Source organism: Streptomyces sp. NPDC012769 (assembly GCF_042901205.1).
GTDB lineage: Bacteria > Actinomycetota > Actinomycetes > Streptomycetales > Streptomycetaceae > Streptomyces.
Genome location: NZ_JBIBCP010000002.1, coordinates 1,218,375 through 1,230,628, shown reverse-complemented (window position 1 = coordinate 1,230,628; position 12,254 = coordinate 1,218,375). Strand labels below are relative to the sequence as shown.

Here is a 12,254-nt window from a genome sequence, read left to right as displayed (position 1 = left end):
GTGTTCAGTCCTCCAGTGCGGCGAGGCCGGGAAGCGTCTTGCCCTCGAGGTATTCGAGGGACGCGCCGCCGCCGGTCGAGATGTGGCCGAATGCGTTCTCGTCGAAGCCCAGCTGGCGGACGGCCGCGGCGGAGTCGCCGCCGCCGACCACGGTGAAGGCCGGGGAGTCGACGAGCGCCTGGGCGACGGCCTTGGTGCCCTCGGCGTAGTCGGGGTGCTCGAAGACGCCCATGGGGCCGTTCCAGAAGACGGTGGCCGCGTCGGCGAGCTTCGATGCGTACAGCTTGCGGGTCTCCGGGCCGATGTCCAGGCCCTCCTCGGTGGCCGGGATGGCGTTCGCGGCGACCGTGGTGGGGTTGGCCGGGGCCTTGGTCTTGAGGTCCGGGAACTCGGCCGAGACCAGCACGTCGACGGGGAGCACGAACTCCACGCCGCGCTCCTTGGCGCGCTCGAGGTATTCGAGGCAGGCCGGGATCTGGTCCTCCTGGAGCAGCGAGATGCCGACCTCGTGGCCCTGGGCCTTGAGGAAGGTGTAGGCCATGCCGCCGCCGACGAGGATGCGGTCGGCCTTCTCCAGGAGGTGGTCGATCACGCCGAGCTTGTCGGAGACCTTGGCGCCGCCGAGGACGACGGCGTAGGGCCGCTTGACGTCCTCGGTGAGCTTCTTCAGGACGCCGACCTCGGTGGCGATGAGGTAGCCGGCGGCGTGCGGGAGGCGGGCCGGGAGGTCGAAGACCGAGGCGTGCTTGCGGTGCACGGCGCCGAAGCCGTCACCGACGTAGACGTCGGCGAGGGCGGCCAGCCGGTCCGCGAAGGCGCCGCGCTCGGCGTCGTCCTTGGAGGTCTCGCCCGCGTTGAAGCGGAGGTTCTCGATGACGGCCACCCGGCCGTCGGCGAGGCCCGCGACGGTCGACGTGGCCGACTCGCCGACGGTGTCGGTCGCGAACGCCACGTCGGCGTCCAGCAGTTCGCCGAGGCGCCGGGCGGCCGGGGCGAGCGAGAACGCCGGGTCCGGGGCGCCCTTGGGGCGGCCCAGGTGCGAGGCGACCACCACGCGGGCGCCGGCCTCGGCGAGCGCCCTGACGGTGGGGACGACGGCGCGGATGCGGCCGTCGTCGGTGATGGTGGTGCCGTCGAGGGGCACGTTGAGATCGGCGCGGACGAACACCCGCTTGCCGGATACGCCCTCGGCGAGCAGCTCGTCGATCGTCTTCATCTGTTCCTGACTCCTTGGTACACGCGATGGAGCACACGACACAGGGCTCGCGCAGTGCGTCATCGCACTGCCCGAGCCCTGCTTCACATCGAAAGCCCGCCCTGAAGCTTAGAGCTGGCCGCCGACGAAGACGGTGAGGTCGACGAGACGGTTGGAGTAACCCCACTCGTTGTCGTACCAGCCGAGGACCTTGACCGAGTTGCCCTCCTGGACCATCGTCAGCGACGAGTCGAAGGTGCAGGAGGCCGGGTCGCTGACGATGTCGGAGGAGACGATCTCGTCCTCGGTGTAGAACAGGATGCCCTTGAGCTCGCCGTCCGCGGCCTTCTTGAACGCGGCGTTGACCTCGTCCTTGGTGACCTCGCGGGAGAGCTCCACGACCAGGTCGGTGACCGATCCGGTCGGGACGGGCACGCGCATGGCCATGCCGTCGAGCTTGCCCTTGAGCTGCGGGAGGACCAGGGCGGTGGCCTTGGCGGCGCCCGTCGTGGTCGGGATGATGTTCTCCGCGGCGGCGCGGGCGCGGCGCAGGTCCTTGTGCGGGAAGTCCAGGATGCGCTGGTCGTTGGTGTACGCGTGGACCGTGGTCATCAGGCCGCGGACGATGCCGAAGTTCTCGTCGAGGACCTTGGCCATCGGGGCGACACAGTTGGTGGTGCAGGACGCGTTGGAGATGACGTCGTGGTTCGCCGGGTCGTACTTGTCCTGGTTGACGCCCATGACGATGGTGATGTCCTCGTCCTTGGCCGGAGCCGAGATGAGGACCTTCTTGGCACCGCCCGCGAGGTGCTTGGCGGCGTCCTCGCGCTTGGTGAAGATGCCGGTGGACTCGATGACGATGTCGACGCCCAGCTCGCCCCACGGGATGTCGGCCGGGTTGCGCTCGGACAGCACCTTGATGGTGTGGCCGTCGACGGTGATGGTGTCGGCGGTGTGGGTCACCTCGGCCTTGAGGCGGCCCAGAATGGTGTCGTACTTCAGCAGGTGCGCCGTGGTCGCGGTGTCACCCAGGTCGTTTACGGCCACGACCTCGATGTCGGCACCCTGCTCAAGGAGCGCGCGGAAGTAGTTGCGACCGATACGGCCAAAGCCGTTGATGCCTACGCGGATCGTCACGAACCGATCTCCTCGTTAGGTACGCCGGGTTTCGACGCCCGGCGAGCTTCTCTTTTGGGATGTCCCCGACCGCTTACGACCCTACCTCTCCGGATGGCTCGGCGTGACATCGAGTGCACCTGTACACGCCCGGAAACCACCGGTAAAAGGCCGACAGCCCTTGCCTACCAACGGGTAAGGGCTGTCGGGGGACCTTGGTCCCGATTACGGAGCGTAATCAAAATCGGTGCTCGCCTGAGCGCCCGATTCAGCGTCGGAGCGAACTAAGGGCCTTTCCGAGCAGAGCCGCCCGTTCCGTCGCATTCGGGACGTGCTCGAGACCGAATCCGAGGAGGACGGTGTCACGGGTGGTGACCGCCGCGTGGGAGTGGAAGAGCCCCTCGGAGACGGTCCAGCCGCTGCCGTTCCCGGGACTGCCGGCCGGCGGTCCGGACGCGGTCCAGGTGGCGGTCCCGCTCTCGAAGCCCTCGACCTCGGTCGTGGACCCCGCGGTGAGGCGCAGGTCGTCGACGAAGGCGCCCGTCTCGCCGCTGCCGGGATCGGAGACGTACGAGATCGCCAGCTCGACCCGCTTGCCGGCGTAGCCGCTGAGGTCGATCGTCGCCTGACGCCAGCCGTTGGAGGGGCCGGTGAAGGCGTGCCAGGCGCCGGTGGTGCCGGTGGCGGCGCAGCCGTCCTGGCCGACGGTGAGGTAGCGGGCGAGGAAGGGGTGCTGACGGACGTAGTAGCCCTCGCCGCAGTCGGCGGGCGGCTCGGCCGAGGTGCCGCCGGCCGCGTCGGGCAGCGTGGTCCAGTCGTCCTGGCCGGCGGTGCGGGCCTCCACGACCAGGTTGTCGTAGCCGGGCTCGGTGTCATGGCTGACCTGGAAGGTCAGGTTCGGCTTCGAGGCGGCGGCCACGCCGGTGAGGTCCACGGTCCGGCCGAGCCGGGCCCAGGTGCCGTCCGTGTGCCGCAGGGCGGCGAAGCGGCTGCCCTCGTACGGCTCGAAGGGGGTGCGGATGCCGGGGAAGCCGCCCGCGGCGGCGCTGCTCGCGAACTGCGGGAAGCGGTCGGGCGCGAGGGTGTCGGAGGTGACGGTGAAGGCGCCCGCGTGGTCGAGGGGGTTGTCCGCCGCCGCGCCGAGGCCGCCGCCCGCGCCGCCGAGGCGGCCGGCTCCGGCGAAGGACGGCGGGGCCTGGAGACCGACGCGGTGATAGGCGCCGAGGTAGTACTGGGCGAAGTCGTTGGACTGGGCCCGGCCGACCCGGACGAGTCCGCCGGACCTCTCGCCCGCGTTGATCAGCTTGCCGCCCTCGTTGAGATAGGCCCGGACGGCGAGCAGGACGGCACCGGAGGGCTGCTCGGCGCCGGTGTACCAGACGACGGTACGGAAGTGACTCAGGACGCCGAGGGCGTGCGGGGCGCCCTGTGCGGCGACGTCCCAGACGGCGGCCCGGCGGCCGGCCGCGGCGAGCGCCTTCACATAGGTGTCGGTGTGGCGTGCGGCGGTGGTGCCGCCCTCCTCGGCGAGGACGAGGACGTCGGCGCGGGGCCGCTCGGCGACGGTGTACGTGAACGGGGTGGACGCGGTCGCCCGGCCCTCGCGGGTGCGGGCGGTGTACCAGACCTCGACCGTGTCGCCGGGCCGGGCTCCCTCGACCTCGGCGCGGTACTCGTCGAAGTAGAGGTTGTCCTCGCCGCCGTAGGTCTCGCCGCCCTTCCACGGCTCCAGGGCCGCGCGGTGGGTGCGGCCGCCGTCGATCCGGTAGTTCAGGGTCTTGCCGCGCAGCGACGCGCGGGCGGTGACGGACACCTCCTGGGCGGCGCCGCGGGCCGCCCAGGAGGTGGTGAAGACGTCCGGGGTGAAGTCGGGGGCCTCGATCCCGACCGGGGAGACCGGGCGGTCGGGGTGGGCGGAGGACTCGGCGACGGCGAGCGCGAACGGGACGTTCTTGGCGAACTCGGCCTGGATCAGCTTCTCGTCGTCGGGGAAGGTGAAGACGGAGGCGCAGTCGGCCGGGTCCCAGGCGTCGTTCGGGTCGACGCGGGAGGCGGTGGCGCAGGTCGACATCTCGGGGGTGAACATCTGCATCCCGTTGACGTTGGCGGCGTGTCCGTCCGCCTCGCCGTTGGTGGTGTAGAGCTCGGAGGAGACCTGCGGCCGGTAGCCGGGGACGGCGGGCTTCTGCGGGGTGCCGGCGAGGGCTTCGAGGGCCACGTCGTCGGGGGTGTCGGTGGCGACCTGCCAGCCCACGCCGTACAGGATCAGCTGGGCGGCGGAGTGGTAGTTGATGCCGTACTGGAAGCCGATGCGCTTCTGGAAGGCGTCCAGGGCCCGGGTCTCGGGCTCGGACATGGGGCCGGTGCCGCGGTAGGTCTCGTCGGCCGGGTCGGGGGACGAACCCTCGTCGTCGTAGCCCCACTTGTAGGCGAAGTTACGGTTGAGGTCGACGCCGTCGCCGGGTGCGACGCGTCCGTCGCCGTCGTTGTCGCGCAGGTTCTTGCGCCACTGGCGGTTCGCGGGGTCGGCGTGCGTGAAGTCGTAGCCGTCCGGGTTGGCGGAGAGCACGAACCACAGCTCGGTGGTGTCGACGATCCTCGTGATCCGGGGGTCCTTGCCGTAGCCGTCGAGGTAGTGGTGCATCAGCCGCCGGGTCATCTCGGGGGTGATCCACTCGCGGGCGTGCTGGTTCGACAGGTAGAGCGTGGCGGGCTTGCTGCCGTCCTTGGTCGTGCGGGCGCCCTTGCTCAGCTTGAGGGCGAGGATGTCCTGTCCCCTGACCGTCCTGCCGATGGAGACGACCTTGGTGAGCGCCGGGTGGGCGCGGCCCGCGTCCAGGATCTCCTGCTTGAGGCCGTTCTCACCGCCGTACGGGCGGAAGACGCCGTCCCCGGCGTTCGCGACCCGCTTCTCGGCCCGGTCGGTGAGCGTGTGTTCGGTGAGCCGGACGCCCTGCCGGCGCAACTGTCCGGCCTGCTTCCCGGTGAGGTGGAGCTCCAGGGTGGCGGTGCCCTGGGCGGGCACCTGTTCGGTCAGCTCGTGGGCGTCGGTGCCGGCCTCCAGGAGGAGCGGCACCTGCTCCTTGGTGACGTTCGCGTGCCACACGGAGAGGTGTGCGGAGTCCCCGTCGGCGGGGTCGGGCTGCGCTTCGGCGACGGGTGCCGCCGCCAGGCCGGCGATCAGCAGTGAAGCCGCGGCGAGGATCGATCTCGCTCTGCGTCTCATGAGCCCCCCTTGCAGTTGTCTGCCACGGAAGTGAACGGACGCCAGGCTCGTGGGGGTTCGCGGGCGCGTCAAGGGTGCCTCCGGCGCGCCGGGAGAAGAAGCTGCCGATGCCTCAGAAAGGCATCGGCGGCTTCTCGTTGGGCGAAGACGGGGCTTCTCGGCCAGGGTCAGCCGACGAGGCTGTCGTCGAGCTCCTCCGTCAGGTTGGACTCGGTCCCGGGGATGCCCAGGTCCTGGGCCCGCTTGTCGGCCATGGCGAGCAGCCTGCGGATCCGCCCGGCGACCGCGTCCTTGGTGAGCGGCGGGTCGGCGAGCGCGCCCAGCTCCTCCAGGGAGGCCTGCTTGTGCTCCATGCGCAGCCGGCCGGCGGCGGCGAGGTGCTCGGGCACCTCCTCGCCCAGGATCTCCAGGGCGCGCTGCACCCGGGCGCCCGCGGCGACCGCGGCGCGGGCCGAGCGGCGCAGGTTGGCGTCGTCGAAGTTGGCCAGGCGGTTGGCGGTGGCGCGGACCTCGCGCCGCATCCGCCGCTCCTCCCAGGCCAGCACCGACTCGTGCGCGCCGAGCCGGGTGAGCAGGGCGCCGATGGCGTCGCCGTCGCGGACGACGACCCGGTCCACGCCCCGCACCTCGCGGGCCTTCGCGGCGATGGAGAGCCGGCGGGCGGCGCCGACCAGGGCGAGGGCGGCCTCGGGGCCGGGGCAGGTGACCTCCAGGGAGGAGGAGCGGCCCGGCTCGGTCAGCGAGCCGTGCGCCAGGAAGGCGCCGCGCCAGGCCGCCTCGGCGTCACAGGTGGCCCCGGAGACCACCTGCGGGGGCAGGCCCCGGATGGGGCGGCCCCGGCCGTCCACGAGGCCGGTCTGACGGGCCAGCTGATCGCCGCCCGCGACCACGCGCACCACGAAGCGCGAGCCGCGGCGCAGTCCGCCGGGAGCCATCACGATCAGTTCGGAGCTGTGCCCGAAGATCTCCAGGACGTCCCGCTTGAGCCGGCGGGCCGCCATCGCGGTGTCCAGCTCCGCCTCGATCACGATCCGGCCGCTCACCAGGTGCAGCCCGCCCGCGAACCGCAGGATCGACGAGACCTCGGCCTTCCTGCAGCAGGTCCGGGTGACGGGGAGCCGGGAGATCTCGTCCTTCACCGCTGCCGTCATCGCCATGGGCCGATCCTTCCATGCATCCGAAAAATACGGTCGTACGCGGCGGCCAACAGCTCCGGGTCGTGCTTCGGAGCGCCGTCGGGCCGGGCCACCGGCGCCAGCTCGACCGCGGCGCCGAGCCGCTTCGCGGCTTCGGCGAGGGGTTCTCTCGCTGACGCGTCGGGCACGGCGGCCTCGTCGGCCAGCACCACGTCCAGGGCGAGTTTAGGGGCGTGTCGTGCCAAAACCTCCAAATGACGCTGCGGGGAGAAGCCCTCGGTTTCTCCGGGCTGCGGCGCGAGGTTCAGCGAGAGCACCCGGCGGGCCTTGGTCTCCATGAGCGCGTCGAGGAGTTCGGGCACCAGCAGGTGCGGAATGACGGAGGAGAACCAGGAGCCCGGGCCGAGCACCACCCAGTCCGCGTCGAGGACGGCGGCGACCGCCTGGGGCACGGCCGGCGGGTCGTTCGGCACCAGGTGCACGGACTGCACCTCGCCGGGGGTGAGCGCCACCGTGGCCTGGCCGCGGACGGTGTCCACGTCGTGCGGGCGCGCCGGATCGTGGCCCTTGACCAGGGCCTGGAGCTCCAGCGGTACGGCGGACATGGGCAGCACCCGGCCGTGGGCGCCGAGCAGCTTGCCGACCAGGTCCAGGGCCTGCACGGGGTCCCCCAGCTGCTCCCAGAGCGCGACGATCAGCAGGTTGCCGACGGCGTGGCCGTGCATCTCGCCCTTGGACTGGAAGCGGTGCTGGATGACCCGGGCCCAGGTCTGGCCCCAGTCGTCGTCGCCGCAGAGCGCGGCGAGCGCCTTGCGGAGGTCTCCCGGTGGGAGCACGCCCAGCTCCTCGCGGAGCCGGCCGCTGGAGCCCCCGTCGTCGGCGACGGTGACCACGGCGGTCAGGTCGCCGGTGATCCGGCGCAGGGCGGCGAGGGAGGCCGACAGGCCCATGCCGCCGCCCAGCGCGACGACCTTGGGCTGGGCGCCGCGCCTGCGGAGCGTACGCCGCACCGAGAGCGTGGACGTGCGCCGACGGTACGGCTTCACTCGCGCCCCATGTCCCGGTGGACGACGACGGTCTCCACGCCCTCCGAGGCGAGTCGGGCGGCCAGCTTCTCGGCGGTGGCCACGGAGCGGTGCTTGCCGCCCGTGCAGCCGACGGCGATCGTCACGTAGCGCTTGCCCTCGCGGCGGTAGCCGGCGGCGATCAGCTGGAGCAGCTCGGTGTAGCGGTCGAGGAACTCCTTGGCGCCGGGCTGGTTGTAGACGTAGGCGGCGACCTCTTCGTTCAGTCCGGTGAAGGGGCGCAGCTCGGGGACCCAGTGCGGGTTGGGCAGGAAGCGCATGTCGACGACGAGGTCGGCGTCGACGGGCAGGCCGTACTTGAAGCCGAAGGACATGACGGTGGCCCGGAGCTCGGGCTCCTCGTCGCCGGCGAACTGGGCGTCCATCTTGGCGCGCAGCTCGTGCACGTTGAGGCTGGAGGTGTCGATCACCAGGTCGGCGTCGCCGCGCAGCTCGCGCAGCAGGTCGCGCTCGGCGGCGATGCCGTCGACGATGCGGCCGTCGCCCTGGAGGGGGTGGGGGCGGCGGACCGACTCGAAGCGCCGGACGAGGGCCTCGTCGGAGGACTCCAGGAAGACGATCCGGCGGGTGACCTGCTTGGCGTCGAGGTCGGCGAGGGAGTCCTTGAGGTTGTCGAAGAACTGCCGTCCGCGGACGTCGACGACGACGGCGATCCGGGCGACGTTGCCCTGGGAGCGGGCGCCGAGCTCCACCATGGTGGGGATGAGCGCGGGCGGCAGGTTGTCGACGACGAACCAGCCGAGGTCCTCCAGACACTTCGCGGCGGTGGAGCGGCCGGCGCCGGACATGCCGGAGATGATCACCAGCTCGGGGATGGGCGCGTCGCCGTTGGTGTCGGCGGCGGGCTCGGTGGTGCCCGTGTCCATGTCCGCTGCTCCGTCTTCCTGCTCGTGGTGCTCTTCGTGCGTGGTCATTCCGTGGTGCCCCCGTCGTCTTCCATGATCTCTCCTGTTGCCGTGTTCACGGCGGGCGCGGCCGGGGCCGCCTGCGCGAGTGCCACCGCCACGGCTTCCGCCGTCTTGCGGCCCATGCCGGGGACCTCGCAGATCTGCTCGATTGTCGCCTGTCGGAGCCGCTTGACCGAGCCGAAATGCTTGATGAGTGCCTGTTTGCGGGTCGCGCCGAGGCCGGGGACGTCGTCCAGGGGGCTGGTGCGGATGCGCTTGTTCCGCTTGGACCGCTGGTAACGGATGGCGAAGTCGTGAGCCGTGTCACGCACCCGCTGGAGGAGATAGAGGCCCTCGCTGGAGCGGGGCAGCACGACCGGGTCGCTCTCGCCGGGCAGCCACACCTCCTCCAGGCGCTTGGCGAGACCGCAGACGGCGATGTCGTCGATGCCGAGCTCGTCCAGGGCGCGGCGGGCGGCCGCGACCTGGGGCTGGCCGCCGTCGACGACGACGAGCTGGGGCGGGTACGCGAAGCGCTTGGGCCGCCCTTCCTCGTCACGGCCCTCGGGCCCGGCGTCCGCCGGCACCTCGCCGTTCCCGTCGACCCCTCCCTCGCCGTCGGCGGTCGCACCCCACTCGCCGGTCTTCTCCTTCTCGGCGAGGTAGCGCCTGAAGCGGCGGCTGATCACCTCGTGCATGGACCGGACGTCGTCCTGCCCCTCGAAGCCCTTGATCTGGAAGCGGCGGTACTCGCTCTTGCGCGGCAGGCCGTCCTCGAAGACGACCATGGACGCCACGACGTCCTCGCCCTGGAGGTGGGAGATGTCGAAGCACTCGATGCGCAGCGGCGCCGAGTCCAGGTCCAGGGCCTCGGCGATCTCCTCCAGGGCCCGGGAGCGGGTGGTCAGATCGCTGGCCCGCTTGGTCTTGTGCAGGACGAGGGCCTGCTGGGCGTTGCGGGCGACCGTCTCCATCAGGTCCTTCTTGTCGCCGCGCTGCGGGATCCGCAGGGAGACCTGGGAGCCCCGGCGGCCGGAGAGCCACTGGGTGACGGCCGCCGTGTCCTCGGGCAGGGCGGGGACGAGGACCTCCTTGGGGACCGCCTCGCCGCTCTCCTCTCCGTAGAGCTGCTGGAGGGCGTGCTCGACGAGACCGGCCGCGTCGACGGCCTCGACCTTGTCGGTCACCCAGCCGCGCTGGCCGCGGACGCGTCCGCCGCGGACGTGGAAGATCTGGACGGCGGCCTCCAGCTCGTCCTCGGCGAGGGCGATCAGGTCGGCGTCGGTGGCGTCGGCGAGGACCACCGCGCTCTTCTCCATGGCCCTGCGCAGGGCCCCTATGTCGTCACGCAGCCGGGCGGCCTTCTCGTACTCCATGTCCTCGGCCGCGATCATCATCTGCTTCTCCAGCCGGCGGATGTACGTGCCGGTGCGGCCGGCCATGAAGTCGCAGAACTCCTCGGCCAGTTCGCGGTGCTCCTCGGGGTCCACCCGGCCGACGCAGGGCGCCGAGCACTTGCCGATGTAGCCGAGGAGACAGGGGCGGCCGGCGGAGGCCGCGTTCCGGAACACCCCGGCGGAGCAGGTCCGCACCGGAAACACCCGCAGCATCAGGTCGACGGTCTCGCGGATGGCCCACGCGTGCGCGTACGGCCCGAAATAGCGCACGCCCTTCTTCTTGTGGCCGCGCATGACCTGGACGCGGGGGAACTCCTCGTTCAGCGTGACCGCGAGGTAGGGGTAGCTCTTGTCGTCCCGGTACTTGACGTTGAACCGGGGGTCGAACTCCTTGATCCAGGAGTACTCCAGCTGCAGCGCCTCGACCTCGGTCGACACGACGGTCCACTCCACGGAGGCGGCCGTGGTCACCATCGTCGCCGTGCGCGGGTGCAGGCTCGCCAGCGGCTGGAAGTAGTTGGCCAGGCGCTGGCGCAGGGACTTCGCCTTCCCGACGTAGATCACCCGGCGGTGCTCGTCACGGAATTTGTAGACCCCCGGCGAGTCGGGGATCTGTCCCGGCTTGGGGCGGTAGCTGGAGGGGTCGGCCATGCTCCCACCCTACTGGCGGCCACCGACACTCCGACCGCACTCACGGACGGGCGCGGGCCGGGCCGGCGATCGGCCGGCCCGGCCCGTTGCCCGGAGCCGTCAGGGTGTGGTGGCCGCCCGGGAGCCGGTGGTCCTGCGGCGCCGGACGGCACGGCCCGCGCCCAGGGTGAGGGCGAGGAGGGCGCCCGCGGCCGCCGTGGCGGAGGCGGCGGTCACCGTGGGGTCGGTGCCGGCGGCGTCGTGCGGGGCGGTGGGGGTGGGGGCGTAGCCGCCGGCCGCGCCCTTCTGCGCGTAGGCGGAGCCGGGGAGCTTGTCGCCGTAGGCCCGCGCGACCCGCTCGCGGTAGGCGGCGAGGGTGGTGCCGTTCCTGCCGACGGCCCGTACCGCGTCCTCGTCCAGCGGCAGCACCTTCGTGCCCTTGTGGACGTACCAGGCGTCGATCTGCGGCTCGCGGAAGACCGTCCCGCCGGGCAGCGCCCGCCGCCCCTGCTCGGTGTAGCGCAGCTCGTCGTCGCCGGTGGCGATGTTCACCACCTGCCAGCCGCCCGCGCCGCGCACCGTCCACAGCGAGGCCGTCCGGCCGTCCGCGGCGACCGCCTTGCTGGCGTGGAACTCGACGCGGGCCACCGGCGCACCCGGCTTCCCCGCGACGAAGTCGGCGGAGAGGAACCGCACCGGCACGGACCCGCCCTCGATGCGGGGCCCGGCCGCCGTACGGGCGAGCGCGCCGTCCCGGGCGAAGAAGCGGGCGACCGTGGCGAGGGTCTGCGGCGCGGCCGCCGCCTGCTCGGGCGTCGGGGCCGTGGGCGGCGCCGGCGGTGCCCCGGCCGCGTGGGCCGGGACCGCGCCGAGGCCGACGAGGGCGGCGGCGGCCAGCAGACCGGTCACCGCGGCGGAAGCGAGGACCCGGGGACGTATCCGTGTGTCGCTCATGGTCGTCACGCCCCGATCCGGTACAGCGAGTGGGTCCAGGAGAACGAGCCGTTGTTCACGTACCAGGCGTGCGACGCCCAGTTGTAGCGGTCGCTGGACGGCCACGGGTCGCCCCAGTACACCCAGCTGTTGGCGTCGTCGTACCCGTAGACGACGTGCATGTGCCCGCCGCCGCTCGACCACTGGATCCGCGTCTCGACGGGCCGGTCGGCGTTGATCTCGGTCTGGACGGTGGAGTAGCGCAGCCAGCCGTCCACGTACGAGCCGGGATTGATGCCCGCCCAGCGCAGACCGTTCTGGACGTTGCCGAGGGTGGCCTGCCAGTTGGGGCAGTCGTAGCCCTGCTGCCGGTTGAAGGCGGCGTTGCAGAACTGGTTCTGGGTGTGGTTGCGGCCGAACCAGGTGGCGATGGTGTTGCCGCCGGCCGCCCAGCACCAGTTGGTCTTCTGCTGTGCCTGCATGGTGATGTTCAGGCGCTTGTACGCCAGGGTGGAGACGTCCTCGCCGGACGGCGCGGCGGTCGCCGGCGCGGCGGGGACGAGGAACAGGGCGGCGGCGGCCGCGGCGACGGCCGCGAGGGCCGGCCTTCTTCTGCGCATCGCGTTCCTCCCGATGGGGGGATGTGGGG

Annotated in this window: 9 protein-coding genes; all 9 read right to left on the bottom strand. The window is 71.9% G+C overall.

The window, feature by feature from the left end; all coding sequences use genetic code 11:
• Nucleotides 1–4: 4 nt before the first annotated feature.
• The 9 genes from ACFY7C_RS14610 to ACFY7C_RS14570 all read right to left on the bottom strand — a co-directional run bounded on the left by ACFY7C_RS14610 (nucleotide 5) and on the right by ACFY7C_RS14570 (nucleotide 12,225).
• Nucleotides 5–1,216, bottom strand: coding sequence for a phosphoglycerate kinase (locus ACFY7C_RS14610; RefSeq protein WP_389649028.1), 1,212 nt, complete (start codon nucleotides 1,214–1,216; stop codon nucleotides 5–7).
• Between the two features lie 108 nt (nucleotides 1,217–1,324).
• The gene (gene gap / locus ACFY7C_RS14605; protein ID WP_356691770.1) at nucleotides 1,325–2,332 is read right to left on the bottom strand and encodes a type I glyceraldehyde-3-phosphate dehydrogenase; all 1,008 of its coding nucleotides are present in this window, start codon (nucleotides 2,330–2,332) and stop codon (nucleotides 1,325–1,327) included.
• Nucleotides 2,333–2,579: 247 nt separating this feature from the next.
• On the bottom strand, nucleotides 2,580–5,537 hold the full coding sequence (locus ACFY7C_RS14600) for a M14 family zinc carboxypeptidase (protein WP_389649025.1): 2,958 nt from the start codon (nucleotides 5,535–5,537) through the stop codon (nucleotides 2,580–2,582).
• Nucleotides 5,538–5,704: 167 nt separating this feature from the next.
• A complete protein-coding gene (gene whiA / locus ACFY7C_RS14595; protein ID WP_121830017.1) occupies nucleotides 5,705–6,694 on the bottom strand; it encodes a DNA-binding protein WhiA in 990 nt (329 codons plus the stop codon).
• Entirely contained in the window at nucleotides 6,685–7,719 is a 1,035-nt protein-coding gene (gene yvcK, locus ACFY7C_RS14590; protein ID WP_389649021.1) for a uridine diphosphate-N-acetylglucosamine-binding protein YvcK, read from the bottom strand. The genes whiA and yvcK overlap by 10 nt, the downstream gene beginning before the upstream one ends.
• On the bottom strand, nucleotides 7,716–8,672 hold the full coding sequence (gene rapZ / locus ACFY7C_RS14585; protein ID WP_389649019.1) for an RNase adapter RapZ: 957 nt from the start codon (nucleotides 8,670–8,672) through the stop codon (nucleotides 7,716–7,718). Before rapZ ends, yvcK begins: the two co-directional genes overlap by 4 nt.
• Nucleotides 8,669–10,693, bottom strand: coding sequence for an excinuclease ABC subunit UvrC (gene uvrC / locus ACFY7C_RS14580; RefSeq protein WP_389649017.1), 2,025 nt, complete (start codon nucleotides 10,691–10,693; stop codon nucleotides 8,669–8,671). The genes rapZ and uvrC overlap by 4 nt, the downstream gene beginning before the upstream one ends.
• 99 nt (nucleotides 10,694–10,792) lie before the next feature.
• Entirely contained in the window at nucleotides 10,793–11,626 is an 834-nt protein-coding gene (locus ACFY7C_RS14575; protein WP_389649015.1) for a hypothetical protein, read from the bottom strand.
• Between the two features lie 5 nt (nucleotides 11,627–11,631).
• Nucleotides 11,632–12,225: a papain-like cysteine protease family protein gene (locus ACFY7C_RS14570; protein WP_389649012.1), complete on the bottom strand. Its 594-nt coding sequence runs from the start codon at nucleotides 12,223–12,225 to the stop codon at nucleotides 11,632–11,634.
• Between the last annotated feature and the right edge of the window lie 29 nt (nucleotides 12,226–12,254).